Raw genomic sequence first — 17,553 nt, 5'->3', positions numbered from 1 at the left:
ATGGGCAGCACATACGCCAATTCCGAATTTCGGTAAAGTGGAATATTTTCGCCCGCGCGGCTTGACGCCCTCTCGGGTGTTTTGCCCGTCGGGCAACGAGAGCCCCGTCGCCCGGATGGAGCCAACGGGTCGACGCGAAGCGCCGCCCGATGACAGGCTCCGCGCAATGCGGGAAAGGCGTGGGCGCCGGACGAGCGGTCCCGGATCGGGCTGCGCTCCATCCGGGCGACCGATCACCCGCGCCAGCCCGGCAGTCCGCCTTCCGCCTTGTATGCATTATCCCAGTTGCCATCCCCGCGGACTTCGCTTTACATGCCGGCAACTCGCCCGCGGATGACGGCCGGGGCTCAAAAATCACACACATTTTCAAAGGGACGGAATATGGCGCGTAACATCCTGATTCTCGGGGCTTCCTACGGTTCCCTGCTGGGCACGAAGCTGCTGATGGCGGGCCATAACGTGTCCCTGGTCTGCCGCGCCAAGACCGCTGAGCTGATCAACCGTGACGGTACCGAGGTGCGCATCAAGCTGCGCGACGAGGCGGTGCACCGGGCGATCTTCTCGCGCGACCTGCCCGGCAAGCTCGACGCGGTGACGCCGGGCAATGTCGACCTCTCGCGCTACGACATGGTCGGCCTGGCAATGCAGGAGCCGCAATACACCAACCACACGGTCCGCGTTCTCATGGTCAAGATCGCCGCGGCGAAGCTGCCGTGCCTGTCGATCATGAACATGCCGCCGCTGCCCTACCTGAAGCGGATCCCGTCGCTCGCCGACATGGATCTCGAGGAGGCCTACACCAATGCGCAGGTGTGGGAGCGCTTCGAGCCCGGCCTGGTGACGCTGTGCTCGCCCGACCCGCAGGCCTTCCGTCCGCCGGAAGAAGCCGCCAACGTGCTTCATGTCGGCCTGCCCACGAATTTCAAGGCATCGGCCTTCGCCGACGAGAAGCACAACAAGGTGCTGCGCGAGCTCGAAGCCGACATCGACGCGGTGACGCTCGACGGTCACGACGTGCCGGTGAAGCTGAAAGTGTTCGACTCGCTGTTCGTGCCGCTGGCGAAATGGTCGATGCTGCTGACCGGCAACTATCGCTGCATCACGCCGCACGAGCCGCAGTCGATCCGCGACGCCGTGCACGGCGATCTCAAGCGCTCGCAGACGATCTACGATCATGTCGACGCGATCGCCCGCCGTCTCGGCGCCGATCCGCAGGACCAGGTGCCGTTCGCGAAATACGCCAAGGCCGCCGAGAGCCTGCTCAAGCCGTCATCGGCCGCGCGCGCGGTCGCGAGCGGCGCGCCCTTCATCGAGCGCGTCGACCTGCTGGTGAAGCTGATCTCGCATCAGCTCGGCACCCCCAATGCCGAGATCGACCGCACGGTCGAGACCGTGGACCTGAAGCTGAACGAGAAGATCGTGCAGGGCGGATCTGGCGCGCAGTAGCAGCGTGCCGGCGCTGCCGTCATAGGTCGCGCCGGCCTGCACTGATCGAATTGTCGATGCAGATCGGATCGCCCCTCAGCATGGGCTTACAATTTGGCCCAATACGGGCGATCCTGCTCAGCAGTCCGTTTGCGTAAATCCCGCATACATGCGACTGCTAGCCGTCACGCGGGCGCCGATTTCCGCAGGTTCCGGGGCAGCGCGATGGCCGGATCGAAGGGCTGAAGAACAAGTAGAAGACGATGGATCAGACGGCGTTGCAGGTCGCTCGCGCGGTGGAGGCCGGCGCGACGACGATGAAGGGGATCGTTGACGCGACCGGATTGTCCCGCCTCAAGGTCGAGCGCGCGCTGAGCACGCTGGAGAAGCAAAAGCTCCTGGTCCGCGACGGCCAGGGTTTTCGCGCGACCGGCCTGCCGAAAACGGCGCCGCTGACCCGGCAGTGCGGATCGTGCAACGCCTGCTGCGATATCCTTGAAGTGGCCGCCGTCGACAAGCCGGTGAACCAGCTGTGCAGACACTGGCAGACGGGAACCGGGTGCACCATCTACGACCGCCGTCCGCAAATGTGCCGGTCCTTCGTCTGCGCCTGGCTGCAAGGCCATCTCGATGACACCTGGTTTCCGGCGACATCAGGCATCATCGTGCATTTCAGCCAGGACGCGGTCAACGTGACGGTCGACGACCACTGCCCCGATCGCTGGCGCGAGGAGCCTTATTTCAGCAAGCTCGTCGAATGGTCGCTGAACGGGATCAGGCGGATCGGTAACCGCGGCTACGCGACCCTCGTGGTCTCCGGCGAGAACCGGTTCCTGCTGCTCGGACGCACCATCGTTCCCGAGCCGACGCTGTTCGGAACGGCGTTCCTGCCGCTCACCACCGACACCTTCCGGTTCTGGCGCGCGACATCGCCCGAGCATCTGCAGCGGCTGCACGAGCGCATCGCCGAGATCGAGCGTATCCGGCAGGAATTCGGCTCCTGTGCGATCCCCGAGAACGAGGACGACGATCCGCAGGCGCCCTATCGGCCCGCACTTTTACGGCAATCGAATCATGCCTGAACTCCGCCGTGGGCAACACCGCATGATTCGCACGGTGCCGCTCGACGCGCCCCGGCCGGGTTGATAAGCCCCACTCCGCGAATGATGGGGACTTGAGTCGGGGACATGACAGTTGCGATCGAGATGGGGCAGACCACGGCAGGCGCCGCGGCCGCCATGGACCTCGAGGAACTGCTGGCGACCCGGCTCCTGGTGCAGGGCAATTCGGGCTCCGGCAAGTCGCATCTGTTGCGGCGGCTGCTCGAACAGAGCGCGCCCTGGGTGCAGCAGGCCATCATCGACCCCGAAGGCGACTTCGTCACGCTGGCCGAGCAATTCGGCCATCTGGTGATCGAGGCCGAGGATCACACCGAGCGCGGCCTTCAGGTCGCGGGCGAGCGGGCGCGGCTGCATCGCGTCTCCACCGTGCTCAATCTCGAAGGGCTGGACGCCGAGAACCAGATGCGGCGTGCCGCGGCGTTCCTCGGCGGCCTGTTCGACGTCGACCGCGATCATTGGTACCCGATGCTGGTGGTGGTCGACGAGGCGCAGCTGTTCGCGCCGGCGGTCGCCGGCGAGGTCTCGGACGAGGCGCGCAAGCTCTCTCTCGGCGCGATGACCAATCTGATGTGCCGCGGCCGCAAACGTGGCCTCGCCGGCATCATCGCGACCCAGCGCCTGGCAAAACTCGCCAAGAACGTCGCGGCGGAAGCCTCCAATTTCCTGATGGGCCGGACCTTCCTCGACATCGACATGGCGCGCGCCGCCGACCTGCTCGGCATGGAGCGGCGGCAGGCCGAATCCTTTCGCGATCTCGAGCGCGGACAGTTCATGGCGCTCGGCCCGGCGCTGTCGCGACGCCCCCTGCGTTTGCATATCGGCCCGACCGACACCCACGCGCGCAATTCCACGCCGCGGCTGATGCCGATGCCGGAAGCCGCACTCGAGGATATGCGCGCCGTGATCCTGGCCGCACCGCCGCCCGATGCCAGCCGCCCGCAGCGCCGGCCCGCGCCCGATCTGCTCGAGCAGCTCCGCGCCGCGAAGGCGGCCGCGCCGGAGATCCGGCCTGAGGTGACCGAGGTGCCGATCAGCGCCGAGGAGCTCGCCGAGCGGCGCGAGCGCGTCGATCGTACGCTTCGCGCCGTGCTCGCCGAGCCCGATGCCGGCTTCCGCGCCGTCGGCGTGCTCTATCAGGAGTTCGTGGTTCGCTGCCGAATCGAGGGCCTCGGCTCCGCGGTGCCCGATCTGAACGAATTCCGCCGCATGCTGACACGCGCACGCGCCGGGCTCGGCGCCGAGCATGCCGAGGACGACGTCTGGCAGGACGTGTCGCTGCGCGCCTCGATCCTGCCCGACGACATGCAGGGCGTGTTCATGATGATCGCACGCGCGGCGAAGGAAGGCTGGCCCTGTCCCGGCGACGCCGCGATCGCGCGCGCCTACGGCTCGCATTCGCTGCGCCGCGCCCAGCGCCTGCTCGGCTATATGGAGGAGCAGGGCCTGATCGTCTGCCAGCTCGACGGCGCCGGCCGCCGGATCGTGACGCTGGTGGAGCTGGCCTGGGCTACCGCGCCGGGTGATCCCAACGGCGACGATCTGCCGGCCGAGCCGGTTCCGAGCGCGGCCTCGGCTTGAGATCGCCTAGAACGTCCCGGCGACAGTCAGGCGAAAGGTCAGCGGCTCGACCGGGTGCAGCACGTAATCCATCACGCCATTCTGGCAGACCGCCGTCGGCGCGACGCCGCCGGTGCAGAGATTGTACAGCGTGTCGGTCTTGAGCAGCAAGCCATAGGCATAAGTGATCTGGTTCGCCTGCGTGTTGAAGAGATTGAGCACGTCGAGCTGGATGCGCCAGCCATTGTCGATGCGATAGCCGAGGCGGCTGTTGAAGATGCTGGTCGCGGACGAGCGGAACGCATTGTCTTCCGTCAGCGGGCTCGACGCCAGATATCGCCAGCGCAAAGACCCGAACCAGCCGGTCTTCTCGCCGAGCGTGATGCCCGCTGAGGCCACCATCGCCGGCGCGTTCGGAATGTAGTTGCCGGGCGCGTTGCCGATCTGCGCTTCGGGATAGCCCGCGAGCGAGGCATAGACCTCCGCCTGCTCGCTGTCAGTGCCGCGGAAGCGCGCATGCGTCATGGCGAGATCAGCATCGATGTCGATCCACGAGCGCGGACGGTAATGATTGGTCCACTCGAAGCCGTAGCGGCGGCTGGCGCGGGTCGCCGAGGTATCGCCGGCATCGCCGGAGAACAGGATCTCGGAATCCTGATCGAGGATGAAGAGGCTGAACGAGGTGTCGAGGCCGGGCACGATCTTGCTGCGGACGCCAACCTCCGCGCCCCTGGTACGCACCAGCAGCGGCGACGGCGTCAGTCGCGTGGCGGGATCGCTCGGATCTTCCGTCGTGGTCGCGCCGCGCGCGTCGTTCGAGTGCATGCCGGTGCCGGCGCCGAGGAAGAATTCGGTCTGGTTGAACGGGCCGAGCGCCACGCGGAATTTCGGGCTGCCGAGCGCGGCGTCAGTGCGGCCGGAATTGTTGGCATTGAACAGCGAGGTGACGTCGGCCGCATAGTAGTCGCCGCGCAGGCCGACAGTGGTCCTCAGCCAATCAGTCCAGCGCACGGTGTTCTCGGCGAAGACACCGACGCTGCCCTCGCCGACCTTGTCGCTGCGAATGCTTGAGAGGAAGCCGCGCTGGAACGTGTTGCTCAGCGCCAGATCGATCGAATCATAGCGCGATTGCAGGCCGATCGTGGTCTGCATCGGCAGGCCGGCGAACGAGCCGTTCAGCGTGCGCGAGATGTTGGCGCCCGCCATCAGGCGGTCGTCGTGCTGGTGGAACTGGTCGCCGAGCACGGGATCGCTGAGGAAATAGGTGAAGTTGTTGAAGAGGTCGAGCTGGCTCTTCACGACATAGGCGTTGGCCTGCCACGACCCCACATCATCGCTCTGCGCGGTGCGGCCCGAGAGCGCAAAGCGGTTGGTGTTGCCGCCGTCGCTCGGATCTTCCGAGCCGAACCGATCGAGAAAACCGCCGGTGATCGCGCGCTGCGGCACCTGGTCGGTCGAATTCCATTTGTTGGCATAGGCCATGCCGGTGATGGTCAGGCCATCCGTCGCGGTGCCCCGGCTGTAGCGCACGAGACCGTTCAGCTTGCGCACGTTGTCCGGATTTTCCCAGGGGCCGTTGTAGGTGCCGAGCTCGCCGGCGACGAGCAGCGAACCGTCACCGACTTTCGCTGAGTCCATGCCGAGAAGACGACGATAGCCAAAGCTGCCGGCGGTCACCTGCGCGAGACCCTTTTCGGTACGGTCGATCAGGCCGATGCGCACGCTGCCGACAGAGGCGAAATCGCTCTCGTCGGCGAAGTACGGCCCCTTGCGCACATCCATCGCGCTGATGGTTTCCGGGATCAGCCAGTTGAGATCGGCATAGCCCTGGCCATGCGCGTGGGTGCGCATGTTGACGGGGACGTCATCGACATAGATGGCGAGATCGGTGCCGTGGTCGAGATTGTAGCCGCGCAGAAAATACTGGTTGGCTTTGCCTTCACCGGAATGCTGGGTCACGATCAACCCCGGCACGACTTCGAGCGCCTCACCCGGCCGCATGAAAGGGCGCGCGTTGATCTCATCGCCGGAAACGGTGATCTCGCTCGCCATGCCTGGCGGGCCCTTTGCGCCGGAGGCGACGCTGCGGGCGTCCGAGGCCGGGGCTTGCGTCGACTGAGCTACGTGACGGCGATTGGCCGGGACCGGCTTGCTGGCTCGCCGCGATGCGGGCAGTCGCTTGTGAGGCTTCGTCTCGCCGCCGGAGACCTGGATCGGCGGCAGTTCGCGCGAGGCGCCACTGCTCTGCGCGAAGGCGCTGCCGTCATCCGCGAGAAGCATGATGGCCGAAAATGCCGTCAACGCTCCGCGACGACGGCCAGACTCAGGCCGCCTCGGTCGCATCGGCGCCCCGAAGTACATTCGCGCGGGACGCGGCGCCCGCAAACATGCGGCGATAGAGCACGATCGAAACGAGCCAGGCGATCGCAAACAGCGCGATCACGGCGAAGCCGACATTGGCGAGCGACTCGTTGAGGCCGTCGACCAGCGCCCACACGCCGCCGGTTCGACCAAGCCGATCGGCGATCAGGCCGAGCGCCTCGATGCCGCCGATCAACAGCGCCACCGCGACGGACGCGCCGGTGATGGTGAGGTTGTACCAGAGCTTTCGCAGGGGATCGACGAAGGCCCAGCGATAGGCGCTGACCATCAGCGCCGAGTCGGCGGTGTCGACCAGCGCCATGCCCGACGCGAACAGCGCGGGAAAGACCATGACGTCGACGAGCGAAGCGCCGCGCGCGGCTTCCGTCGCGGAGATGCTGAGCAGGCCGATCTCGGTCGCGGTGTCGAAGCCGAGCCCGAACAGGAACCCGAGCGGGAGCATGTGCCAGGGCTTTGTCACCAGGCGGAACATCGGGCCGAGCAGGCGCGCCAGGAATCCGCGGCTCGCCAGCAGCGCGTCGAGCTGCGCGGCGTCGTGGATGCCCTGCGCGCGCGCGATGCGAAACGTCCGCCACAGGCCGACGAAGATGGCGAGATTGATGGCCGCGATCACGAGCAGGAACAGCGCCGACACCGATGTGCCGATGAGGCCGCCGATATCCCTGAGCAGGCTGTCGCCGCCGAGGCTTACCACCCCGAGTGCCAGCAGCATGGTCGCGACCACGACCACGGTGGAATGGCCGAGGGCGAAATAGAGGCCGACGCTGCGCGGCGCACCGCCCGCATGCATCAGCTTGCGCACGACATTGTCGATGGCGGCGATGTGGTCGGCATCGACGGCATGGCGGAGGCCAAACACCCAGGCCAGCAGCGCGGTCGCCATCACCGTCGGCCGGTCACCGAACGCCGCGAAGGCCCAGGCCCATGCGGCGACGTTGGCGGCGATGAGCCCGCCGAACAGCAACACGGTGGCGGGCTCCACCGCCCGTAGGGACCATTTCGTCACGACAATCATTCCGTTCGCACGCCCCTTCGCGGCAACGGTATGATCTTTTCATAGAATGATCACACTAACCAATGCAATTCCAGGGGGCCGCTTTGCAGGAATGCTTGTAACCATCCTTCGAGACGCCCACTGCGCGGGGTCCTCAGGATGAGGCCTGGATTCGCGGCCACGTTGCGAGCAGACCCTCATGGTGAGGAGCCCGCGCAGCGGGCGTCCGGACGATGCTCTGCATCGCCGGGCGAACCATGCAGGCCGAGATGGTGCTACGCGGCCTCGGAACCACCAAGATAGGCATCGCGGATGCGGGGGTCGTCCTTCAGCGCCCGCGCCGGGCCTGAGAGCACGATCTTGCCGGTCTGGAGCACATAGGCCTCGTGCGCGATCTCGAGCGCGAGGCTGGCGTTCTGTTCGACCATGAAGACCGACACGCCTTCCTGGTTGATGGTGCGGATCAACTCCAGCACGCGGTCGACATAGAGCGGCGACAGGCCCATGGTCGGCTCGTCCATCACGATCATCCTCGGACGGCTCATCAGCGCGCGCGCCATCGCGACCATCTGCTGCTCGCCGCCGGAGAGCGAACCGGCACGCTGCGACAGCCGCTGACCAAGCTTCGGGAACAGCGTCAGCATCTTGTCGAGATCCTGCGCCACCGCATCGCGGTCGTTGCGCACGAAGGCCCCCATCAGGATGTTTTCGCGCACGCTCATGTCCGCGAACAACCGCCGCGCCTCGGGAACAGATGCGATACCACGGCGGACGATCTGCGGCGTGGTGAGCCCGAGCAGCGAGGCACCGTCGAAGGTCACGTCACCCGAGCGCGGTTTCACCAGGCCCAAGATGATCTTCATCGTGGTCGACTTGCCGCTGGCATTGCCGCCGAGCAGGCAGACGATATGGCCGCGGCCGACCGTGATCGACAGGTCGAAATGCACCTGCGCCTGGCCGTAGAAAGTGTTGACGTTCGAGAGCGCCAGCAGCGGCTCGGATGCGCCAGTCGTCATACCACGCTCTCCCGCTCCGGCGTCTCCGACAGGCCATGGCCGAGATAGGCCTCGATCACCTTGGGATCGCCACGCACCACTTCACCCGGCCCTTCCGCAATCTTCTTGCCCTCGTCCATGACGATGACGCGGTCGGAGAGGCGCATCACCATTTCAAGCTTGTGCTCGATCAGGAGGATGGTCAGCCCCTCGGCCTTCAGCTCGGCGACGAGGCCCTGCATCTCCGCGGTCTCGGTCGGGTTCATGCCGGCGGTCGGCTCGTCGAGCAGCAACAGGCGCGGCTTCAGCGCAAGCGCGCGCGCGATCTCGACGCGGCGGCGGTTGGCATAGGACAGGCTGTAGGCCGGCTGGTCGATCCGCGGCAGCAACCGCTCGCCGAAGCGTGCGAGAATAGTCTTCATCTCCTCGCGCAGCCGTTCCTCTTCGTCCCTGACGCTGGCCGGACGCAACAGCGCCAGCCCCAACTCCAGCAGCGGGCCGATCACAGGCACTGCGGGCTTCACCGCGCGCAGCCGCGTATGCGCGCCGATCAGGACGTTGTCCATGACGCTGAGATTGCCGAAGACGCGACCGAGCTGGAACGTGCGCGCGATACCTCCAGCAGCGAGCCGTTCGGGCGACAGACCCGTGATGTCCTGACCTTCAAAGCCGACATTGCCGGCATCGGGCCGATCGAGCCCGGTCACGAGGTTGAACAGCGTCGTCTTGCCGGCACCGTTCGGGCCGATGATGCTGATGAGCTCACCCCTGGCGAGATCGAGGTCGATGGCGTCCACGGCCGTGAGGCCGCCGAAACGGCGCGTCAATCCGCGCAGGGACAGCATGGGCGCGTGCTCCGCCATCATATCGTGCCCAACAGGCCCTGCGGCCTGAACCGCACGAGCAGCAGCAGCACGATGCCGTAGATCAGGATGCGATACTCCGCCGCGATCCGGAACACCTCCGGCAAGCCGACCAGCGCGACCGCTCCGACGATGGCGCCGACGACGTTGCCGAGGCCGCCGAGGATCACGACGGTCAGCGCCAGGATGGATTGCTGCGTGTTGAAGGTCTCGTGGTTGATGTAGGAATAGAGATGCGCGGCGATGCCGCCGCTGACGCCGGCGGCGAAGCCGCCGAAGATGAAGGCCAGCGACTTGTAGCGGTTCAGGCTGAGGCCATAGGCGCGCGCGGCGATGTCGTCGTCGCGGATGGCGCGGAAGCTGCGGCCGAGATGCGAGCCGAGCAGCCGCCCCTGCAGCAGCGCCAGCACGACCATCACGACAAAGCTGAACCAGTAGATCGACGTCGGGCTGACCAGATCGTAGCCAAACAGCGACAGCGGCGGAATGCCGGAGATGCCGATCGGACCGCGCGTGACGCTCTCCCAGTTCAAAATCACCAGCGACACGATCTCGCCGATGGCGAGCGTCGCGATCGACACGTAATGCCCGCGCAGGCGGAACGACGGCGAGATCAATGCGGTGCCGAGCGCGGCGCTCATCAGGCCGCCGGCGATGATGGCGAGGCCGACGGGGACGGAGAAATTCAGCGACAGCAGCGCCGAGGTGTAGGCGCCGATCGCGAGCAGCGCGGCATGTCCGAGCGAGACCTGTCCCACCGTGCCCGCAACCAGCGTCAGGCTGAGCGCGAGCATGCCGAGCAGCCAGGCGTTGATCAGGGTCTGGAGCACGTAGAAGGACACCGGGAAGAACGGCAAGGTCGCGAACACGCCGGCGGCGACCAGCACCGCCCAACGCGGAATCCGCACCGGACGGCTCGGCGCGATGAAAGTGCCGGTAAGCGGCTCGGGTGGCGCCTGCCGCGCGCTGGCGAACAGGCCGTTCGGACGCAGCACGAGCACGATGACCAGCAGCAGGAACGCGAACAGATTGCGGTAGCTGGTGCCGAACACGGCGACGCCGTAGCTCTCGACCAGCCCGAGCAACAAGCTGCCGATCACGGCGCCCGGCACGTTGCCGGCACCCCCGACCACTTCCGCAACGACGCCCTTGAGCGTTGCCTGCAGGCTCATCGCGGTGTCGATCTGGTTGTAGTACATGCCGACCAGCAGGCCGGAGACGCCACCGAGCGCCGCCGCAATGCCAAACACGGCCTGATTGACCCGGTTGACGTCGACGCCCATCTGCATCGCGGCGTCGCGGTCCTGCGCGGTCGCGCGCACCGCCCAGCCGAGCTTGCTGTAGCGCAGGAACACGAACAGCAGCAGCGCGCTGGTGAGGCCGACGCCGGCGATCAGCAGATCAAGCGGTCCGATCGTGCCGCCACCGACCTGGAATCGCACGTCAGGCAGCTGGCTCGGCAGCGCGCGCGGATTGGGCGAGAAGGTCAGCATCACCAGCTGATCGAGCACGAAGCTGATGCCGATGGTCGCGAGCAATGGTGCGATGCGCACGGAGTTCTGGAGCGGACGCAGGCCGAACCGTTCGATGATCAGTCCGACGATCGCGGCCGCCACCGCCACCACGATGATGGTGAGCGGCAGCGGCGTATGCAGCTGCACCACCGCGACCCAGCCGATATAGGCGCCGACGAGATAGATCGAGCCCTGGGCAAAGTTGATCAGCCGGCTGACGCCGAAGATCAGCGCGAGCCCGACCGCAACGAGGGCGTAGACATTGCCGACGATCAGCCCGTTGATCGTGTAGTCGAGCCAGGAAGACACGCTGATATCACCGCGTAGAGAGGAAAGTGGCCGGAGCCCCCGCTCCGGCCATCAGGTCAGGTCGGCTTGCCGTCCCAGAGCGCGAACTGACCCTTGCGCACGACCAGCTCGGCGTTCATGGCGCCCTTGACGCGGCGGGTCGCAACGTCGAACGTCGCGGCGCCGAAGATGACGCTCGGGACGTCCTTGACCTTGGTGAAGGCGTCGCGGACCGCCTTGCGGTCGGTGCCGCCGATCTTCACCACGGCGGCCGCCATGTTCATCGCATCATAGGCGTAGGCGTTGAAGGCGTCTGGCTCCAGACCGTTGTACTTCTTCTTGAAGCCCGCGATGAACTTCTGCACCTCGGGCCGCGGGTCTTCCGGGAAGTAGCGCGTGCCGACATGGACCTCCTCGACCGCCTCGCCGCCGAGTTCCAGGAACTTCGGCGAGTAGACCGAGCTTGCTGCACAGATCACCTGCTTCAGCCCGACCTGTCGCGCCTGACGCGCGATCAGTGCACCGTCGGAGTAGTAGGAGATCAGGATCAACCCGTCTGGATTGGCATCACGCACGCGCACCAGCGTGGAGCGGAAGTCGCGCTCCTCCGCGATATAACCCTCGGTGACCGCGATTTCCGCGCCATATTCCTTGGCAGCATTGACGAAATAGTCGCGGCTGGTGCGGCCCCAATCGGTGTTGAGGTGCAGCACCGCGAGTTTCTTGAGGCCGAGACGCTTCACGGCATAGGACGCCAGCAGAGGCTGCTCGTCGGCCTGGCTGACCGAGGTGCTCCACATGAAGTCGCCGCCCTTGGTGAAGTCAGGATGCGAGTTGGTGAAGCCGAACTGCACTAGGCCCGCGCGCTGATAGATCGGCGAGGCCGCCATCGAGGCCGGGCTGGAGAAGTCGCCGAGCTCAAGGACGATGCGGGGATCGGAGACGAACTTCTGCGCAATCGCCACCGACTGGCGCGGATCGCTCTGGCTGTCCTCGAAATTGTAGGTGAGCTTGCGGCCGTTGATGCCGCCGGCCGCCTGGATCTCGTCGAGCGCGAGATCAAAGCCCTGCTTCCACTGCGTGCCATATTGCGCGTTCGGCCCGGTCAGGGGACCGCTGACACCGAGCAGGATCGGCTCGGATGATTGCGCGAGGGCGGTGCGCGAGAAGGCTGCTCCCGCCATCATGGCGGCGAGCGAGCCCTTGACCAGGGTACGACGATCGATGTTGCTCATGCACGGCTCCATCCAGTGTTGAAACAAGCAGCAATTCTTAAGCCGCTGAGATTGCCTATTTCGAGGGCTCACCGAGCGACAGCATCAGCCGGTTCGCCCAGTTGAAGAACGAGGCCCCGTTGATCACGTCGACGATCTCGGCGTCGTCGAGGCCGGCGCGGCGCAGCTCCGCGATATTCTCAGGCCCGAAGGCAATCGGCGTCGCGGCCAGCGCGACCGAGGCCCTGACCACCGCATTCCAGCGCTCGCCGAGGTCGGCCTTGACACCTTCGTCGAGCAGCCGCTGCACGTCGTCACGACGCTTGGAATAGGTGCTGGCGAAACGCGCATGCACCGAAGCGCAATAGATGCAGCCGTTGTAGCGCGAGGTCGCGGCCGCCGCGAGCTCACGCTCGGCGCGCGGCAGCCCATCGGCGACGTTGTAGAAGATATCCTTGTCGGTCTTGGTGCGGGCTTCGAGCACCTCGGGATCACGCACGAGAAGGCGGAAGTATTCGGACTTGGCACGGGAGCGATCGACCAGACCCGCGAAATGCCGCTCGGTCAATTCGGCCTCGGGCAGCGGATCGATCCACGACACCCAGCCGAGTTCGTCCTGGGTGAAGACGACGGGCGGATTGACATTATTTGCTGCGCTCATGATGCAGTCTCCTTACGCGCCGGCCGCAGCGCTTGCGGTGCCCAGCGAGGCGCCGAGCACGCGGAGGCCCGTGACGACGCGCACCTGGAACGACAGGAACGCGACGAGCTGAGAGAAGGTGACGATGCCGGTGTCGGACCAGCCGGCGGCCAGCAGCGCCTTCATGTCAGCGGACGCGGCATCGCGCGGGCGGAACACCAGCAGATGCGCATGCTCCAGCGCCGCGGCGAGCCTGGCGCCAAGGACGGACTTGCCCTCCGCACTCACGCGATAGATCAGGCCGGCGGTGTTCTCGACTGACAGCGGTCCGGCCGGATACGCACCGTACGGGCCTGACGTCTCGCCGCGCCTGATTTCGACTTCGATCGCCTCGGCCAGGCGCGCACCATCGGCGGTCGCCGCGAGCTTCGCCCGGTAGAAGGCGGCCACATTGGGCTCGCGGTGAAGGCCGATCACGAAGAGCGCGACTGCGGCGCGCTCGACAAGCGAAAAATCGCCGGCGTCGATCGGCTCGAACAGCGAGAGATAGCTCTTCTGCGCGTTCTCGCGCGCCTGCAGGCGGCGTCCGCGAATGCCATCCAGAGCCGTGCCCAGTTCGATCCCGGCAAGCGTGTCGATGATATCTTTCGTAGCCATCATTCAGCCTCGTGCAACGCGATCATGTTCTTTTCGATCAGCCCGCCAGAGCCACGTCAGCCGCCGTCCGGGCCCAGCCCAGTGCCGGCGCGACCTTCTCCGCGACAAGCTCGATCGAGCGCAGGATATGAGGATGCGGCGCGTCCACTGAATGCGCCTGGAAGACGAGGTCGGTCACCCGCTCCAGCGTGGCGTCGGCGCGGAGCGAGGCGATGACGTCGTCGGCCGCGCCGACATGCGTGTCGAATGCGGTGATCATCTCCTCCAGCGTCTCGCCCGGCCTGGCGTGACCGCCCTTGAGGAACTGCGGCAGCGCGCGCCGCAGCCCGATATCGGCAAGGCGCATCGCTTCAGTCCGGTCGTCGGCGACGAAGACGCTGCGCGAGGCCATGATCCGGGGCTCGCATCCCGGCGGCAGCGCTTCGAGATAGGCATCGATGACCGGATTCTGGATCTCGGCAAGCGTGGCCTTCGGCGCCTCCTTGGTCCGGGGCTGGGTGCGCGACAGCAGCAAGCCATCGCCGGCTTTGCCGGCACGGGCGCCACCCGCGACCGAGAATGTCGCCTGCCAGATCCGCTTGTCCAGCTGGGGCCGCTGCGGATACAGCGTATCGCCGCCAGTGAGCGGCTTGCCGACCAGGGCGGTGCGGACCACGTCAAGATTGCGGGCAAAGATCTCGTTGCGCTGGGCACTGTCGAGGCCGAAGGCGGCAAAGGCCGACGGATTGCCGCCAGTGCCGACGCCGAGCTCGAAGCGGCCGTTGCAGAGCAGATCGAGGACGGCGGCATCTTCCGCCACCCGCACCGCATTCTCCAGCGGCAGCGTGACGATGCCGGTGCCGAGACGGATGCGCGAGGTTTGCGCCGCGACGTAGCCGAGGAAAGTGAAGGGCGACGGCAGGCCGCCCTCGCGTTCGTGAAAATGATGCTGCGCGATCCACGCGGAATCGAGGCCCGCTTTCTCAGCGCGCACGATCTGCTCGGCGGCGAAGCGGTAGCGCTCCGCTGGCGGGGCTTCATCGAGGAGGCGCGTGAAGAACCCCAGTCGTTTCAGGTTTGCAAAGCGTTTCATACGACCCCTGTCGGGCGAGGATGGGCCCCGATGATGTCGGTTGCCGGAGTTCCAGACAAGCGGGCATTGCGCAAGGCTGCCCGCCGGATCGCCCCCGCGCTGGACCTTGGTTAGGCAGATTGCCTACCAGCTCGGCAGCACCGCGCCCTTGAACTTGGTCAGGACGAACTCCTTCACCTCGGGCGTGTGGTAGCTGTCGACGAGGATCTTGACCCAGGGCTTGTCCTTGTCGGCGGCACGTACCGCGATCAGGTTGACGTAGGGTCCCTTCGGGTCCTCGCGCAGGATCGGATCCTTGACGGGATCGAGGCCCGCCTGGGTTGCATAATTAGTGTTGATCGCGGCGGCATCGACGTCGTCGAGCGCGCGCGGCGCCTGCGCCGCATCGACCTCGATGAATTTCAGCTTCTTGGGATTCTCGGTGACGTCGAGCACCGTCGGCTTGAAGCCCGTGCCGTCCTTCAGCTTGATCACGCCCTTGTCGCGCAGCAGCAGCAGCACGCGGCCGCCATTGGTCGGATCGTTCGGGATCGAGACCTTGCCGCCTTCAGGGATGTCGGCGAAGGCCTTGTGCTTCTTCGAATAGACACCGATCGGGAAGTTCACGGTCAGCCCGACGGACTCGATCTTGTAGCCGCGGTCGGCCTTCTGGTTGTCGAGATAAGGCTGGTTCTGGAACGAATTGGCCTGGATCTCACCGGCATCGAGCGCGGCATTCGGCACGACGTAGTCGGAGAACTCGATCAGCTGGATGTCGAGGCCCTGCTTGGCGGCGATCGGCTTCACCGCCTCGAAGATCTGCGCATGAGGGCCCGGCGTCACACCGATCTTGATGGTCTCGGCGGTTGCTGCTGCCGACCAGGCGGCAAGCGCGGTTGCGAGGATCAGGGGGAGGCGAAACGACATCTTGGTCTCCATCACGCGGGCGGCATTCAGTGGAACCGTATTCGCTTCTCCGTGAGGCGAAATCAATGAAATGAAAATCCATAATGACTACCGGCGGCGGACTCTCGTTCTCCATTTGGCGCAAAATAGGAAACGAATTCGCAGGTCATGGGGCGCGTTGCGCAAGCGTGATGGGCATCACGGCAAAGTGTCACTCCGGATGCGAGATTGGCAGCAAGATCAGCAAGGAGTTCAGTCATGACCGGCCTCGCCGCCCCGAAGTTCGCCAGCCGGAACCGCCTCGAAGGCTCTATCCCTTGCTCCAGGGCGTGCCGTTCAATTCCGGCGTCGCCCTGACGATGAAGCTGATCAACGCGTCGCCGCTCAAGTGGCTGAGCAATCTGCTGCTGCTGTCGGCGCTACCGGCATCCAGTGATGCCTGTTTACTCGGAGCGCCACGTCCACGGTGACAGCATGATCAGAACGCAGATCGCGGCATAGGCGGCGAGCGAGGCCGTGACCATGGTGGCGAGACCCGCCATGCCCGCGCCAAAACTCGCCACCGCGATCCAGCCGCCGCCGGCCGCGATCAAGATGCGCGCGACTGACGAAGCCAGCGGCCCCATCGCTCGGCCGGTGCCTTGCACCGCGAACGAACTGACAAAACCGAAGCCGAGCGCGGCATAGGCGGGCGCGACGATGCGCAAATAGGTCATGCCCTCGCTGACGACGTCCGCGTCATGGCTGAAGAGGTGCAGCCAGGCCGTCGGGAAGATCGCAACCAGCAAGCCGATCGTGCCGGTCATGATCATGCCGACCACGCCGCTGATCCAGCCAATCGTTCGTGCCCGCGCGGTCTGGCCCGCGCCCATGTTGACGCCGACCATGGTCAGCGTCGCCGTGCTGATCCCGAACAGCAGCGGAATCATGATGTAGTCCAGCCGCGAGGCGATGCCGTAGCCGGCGAGCGCGGACGTGCCGAACAGGCCGACCGCGCCGGTGACGAGAATGACGGTGAGGTTGGTCAGCACCGCGTTGAACGCGGTGGGGATGCCGACCTTCAGCATGTCGCCGAAGATTTTTGCGCGCAACGGCACGATGTGCAGCTTCAGGCCAGTCGCGCCCGTCGACATGTAGCGCAGCAGGAACAGCATCGCCGCGCCGTAATAGAGGCCGAAGGCTATGCCGGCGCCGCCGATGCCGAGCCGCGGGATCGGCCCGAACCCGAAGATCAGTGCCGGCGAGACCGGAATGGTCACGATGGCGCCGACCAGCGTCACCAGGGCCGGCACTTTGACGTTGCCGGCGCCGCGCAGCGCGGCAGCCTGGAGGTTGACGATCCACACCGGAATGGCGCCGGCGAACAGATAGTTGGAATAAGTGGTGGCAGCGGCAAGCGCACCGTCGGTGCCGCCGAGGGCGCGATAGAGATGCGGACCACCGAGGACGACGCCGAGCGTGAACACGCCGCCGGCAATGATCGCAAGCACCACGGCATGAAACAGCGCCGCCTCGGCGTCAGCGCGGCGGCCGGCTCCAACCGCGCGCGCCACCGAGGACGCAACGCCGGAGCCGAACCCGCCGTTCGACATCATGGTCATCAGCATGAAGATCGGGAACACCAGCGCGGCGCCGGCGAGCGCATCGGTGCCGAGATAGCCGACATAATAGGCCTCCGCGATGTTGACCGCGGTCTGTGCCACCAGGACGGTGACGGTCGGTAGCGCGAGCTTGAGCAGCGTGGGCAAGATCGGCGCGGTCAGGAGCGCGGCGCGCCTTTGCTCAGCGGCGCTTGGGGCCGGCGCAGCCGCCTGGCGAAGCGGCGCCGCGGTGTGGGCCACAAATGGCGCGGACAAGGCCGGCGCGGCGGCATCTTCGACGGACATGGTTCGATCCTGTGGTTCCCTCGGACCGCCCGGTCGGCCGCCCATTGCATTATGATCATA

15 protein-coding genes are annotated in these 17,553 nt (G+C 66.0%); 4 read left to right on the top strand and 11 right to left on the bottom strand.

Annotated elements, in window-relative coordinates; all coding sequences use genetic code 11:
* Nucleotides 1–381 precede the first annotated feature (381 nt).
* From IVB46_RS17080 to IVB46_RS17070, 3 genes are all read left to right on the top strand, one after another.
* The gene (locus tag IVB46_RS17080) at nt 382–1,446 is read left to right on the top strand and encodes a 2-dehydropantoate 2-reductase (RefSeq protein ID WP_247304531.1); all 1,065 of its coding nucleotides are present in this window, start codon (nt 382–384) and stop codon (nt 1,444–1,446) included.
* A 242-nt stretch (nt 1,447–1,688) separates the two neighbouring features.
* Complete coding sequence (locus IVB46_RS17075; RefSeq protein WP_247343152.1) at nt 1,689–2,507, top strand: YkgJ family cysteine cluster protein; 819 nt, start codon at nt 1,689–1,691, stop codon at nt 2,505–2,507.
* A 105-nt stretch (nt 2,508–2,612) separates the two neighbouring features.
* The gene (locus tag IVB46_RS17070; protein ID WP_063981256.1) at nt 2,613–4,124 is read left to right on the top strand and encodes an ATP-binding protein; all 1,512 of its coding nucleotides are present in this window, start codon (nt 2,613–2,615) and stop codon (nt 4,122–4,124) included.
* A gap of 6 nt (nt 4,125–4,130) precedes the next feature.
* On the opposite strand, the gene IVB46_RS17065 is transcribed toward IVB46_RS17070, so the two are convergent.
* The 10 genes from IVB46_RS17065 to IVB46_RS17020 form a co-directional block, all read right to left on the bottom strand.
* The gene (locus IVB46_RS17065; protein ID WP_063986109.1) at nt 4,131–6,446 is read right to left on the bottom strand and encodes a TonB-dependent receptor; all 2,316 of its coding nucleotides are present in this window, start codon (nt 6,444–6,446) and stop codon (nt 4,131–4,133) included.
* Nucleotides 6,427–7,500 (bottom strand): HoxN/HupN/NixA family nickel/cobalt transporter, encoded by a 1,074-nt coding sequence (locus IVB46_RS17060; protein ID WP_063981255.1) that lies wholly within the window; start codon nt 7,498–7,500, stop codon nt 6,427–6,429. Before IVB46_RS17060 ends, IVB46_RS17065 begins: the two co-directional genes overlap by 20 nt.
* Nucleotides 7,501–7,754: 254 nt before the next feature.
* Nucleotides 7,755–8,495 (bottom strand): ABC transporter ATP-binding protein, encoded by a 741-nt coding sequence (locus tag IVB46_RS17055; RefSeq protein WP_063981254.1) that lies wholly within the window; start codon nt 8,493–8,495, stop codon nt 7,755–7,757.
* On the bottom strand, nt 8,492–9,340 hold the full coding sequence (locus IVB46_RS17050; protein WP_085399599.1) for an ABC transporter ATP-binding protein: 849 nt from the start codon (nt 9,338–9,340) through the stop codon (nt 8,492–8,494). Before IVB46_RS17050 ends, IVB46_RS17055 begins: the two co-directional genes overlap by 4 nt.
* A complete protein-coding gene (locus tag IVB46_RS17045; RefSeq protein ID WP_247343149.1) occupies nt 9,337–11,160 on the bottom strand; it encodes an ABC transporter permease in 1,824 nt (607 codons plus the stop codon). Before IVB46_RS17045 ends, IVB46_RS17050 begins: the two co-directional genes overlap by 4 nt.
* Nucleotides 11,161–11,216: 56 nt before the next feature.
* A complete protein-coding gene (locus IVB46_RS17040; protein WP_247304540.1) occupies nt 11,217–12,374 on the bottom strand; it encodes an ABC transporter substrate-binding protein in 1,158 nt (385 codons plus the stop codon).
* Nucleotides 12,375–12,429: 55 nt separating this feature from the next.
* The gene (locus tag IVB46_RS17035; RefSeq protein ID WP_247304543.1) at nt 12,430–13,014 is read right to left on the bottom strand and encodes an alkylhydroperoxidase domain protein; all 585 of its coding nucleotides are present in this window, start codon (nt 13,012–13,014) and stop codon (nt 12,430–12,432) included.
* Between the two features lie 12 nt (nt 13,015–13,026).
* Nucleotides 13,027–13,650 carry a CMD domain protein gene (locus tag IVB46_RS17030; RefSeq protein ID WP_247304832.1) on the bottom strand — a complete coding sequence of 208 codons (624 nt, stop codon included), beginning with the start codon at nt 13,648–13,650 and terminating at the stop codon, nt 13,027–13,029.
* A 37-nt stretch (nt 13,651–13,687) separates the two neighbouring features.
* Nucleotides 13,688–14,722, bottom strand: a complete 1,035-nt coding sequence (locus IVB46_RS17025) for a putative FMN-dependent luciferase-like monooxygenase (RefSeq protein WP_166102816.1) — start codon at nt 14,720–14,722, stop codon at nt 13,688–13,690.
* A 123-nt stretch (nt 14,723–14,845) separates the two neighbouring features.
* Nucleotides 14,846–15,640: a MetQ/NlpA family ABC transporter substrate-binding protein gene (locus IVB46_RS17020; protein ID WP_028153283.1), complete on the bottom strand. Its 795-nt coding sequence runs from the start codon at nt 15,638–15,640 to the stop codon at nt 14,846–14,848.
* A 71-nt stretch (nt 15,641–15,711) separates the two neighbouring features.
* Here IVB46_RS17020 and IVB46_RS17015 point away from each other — a divergent pair, with 71 nt between their 5' ends.
* Entirely contained in the window at nt 15,712–16,077 is a 366-nt protein-coding gene (locus tag IVB46_RS17015) for a hypothetical protein (protein WP_247304546.1), read from the top strand.
* On the opposite strand, the gene IVB46_RS17010 is transcribed toward IVB46_RS17015, so the two are convergent.
* Entirely contained in the window at nt 16,051–17,493 is a 1,443-nt protein-coding gene (locus IVB46_RS17010; protein WP_247343146.1) for an MATE family efflux transporter, read from the bottom strand. The genes IVB46_RS17015 and IVB46_RS17010 overlap by 27 nt on opposite strands.
* Nucleotides 17,494–17,553 lie beyond the last annotated feature (60 nt).

Source organism: Bradyrhizobium sp. 61, from assembly GCF_023073075.1.
GTDB lineage: Bacteria > Pseudomonadota > Alphaproteobacteria > Rhizobiales > Xanthobacteraceae > Bradyrhizobium > Bradyrhizobium barranii.
This window is presented reverse-complemented; position numbering and strand designations above follow the sequence as displayed.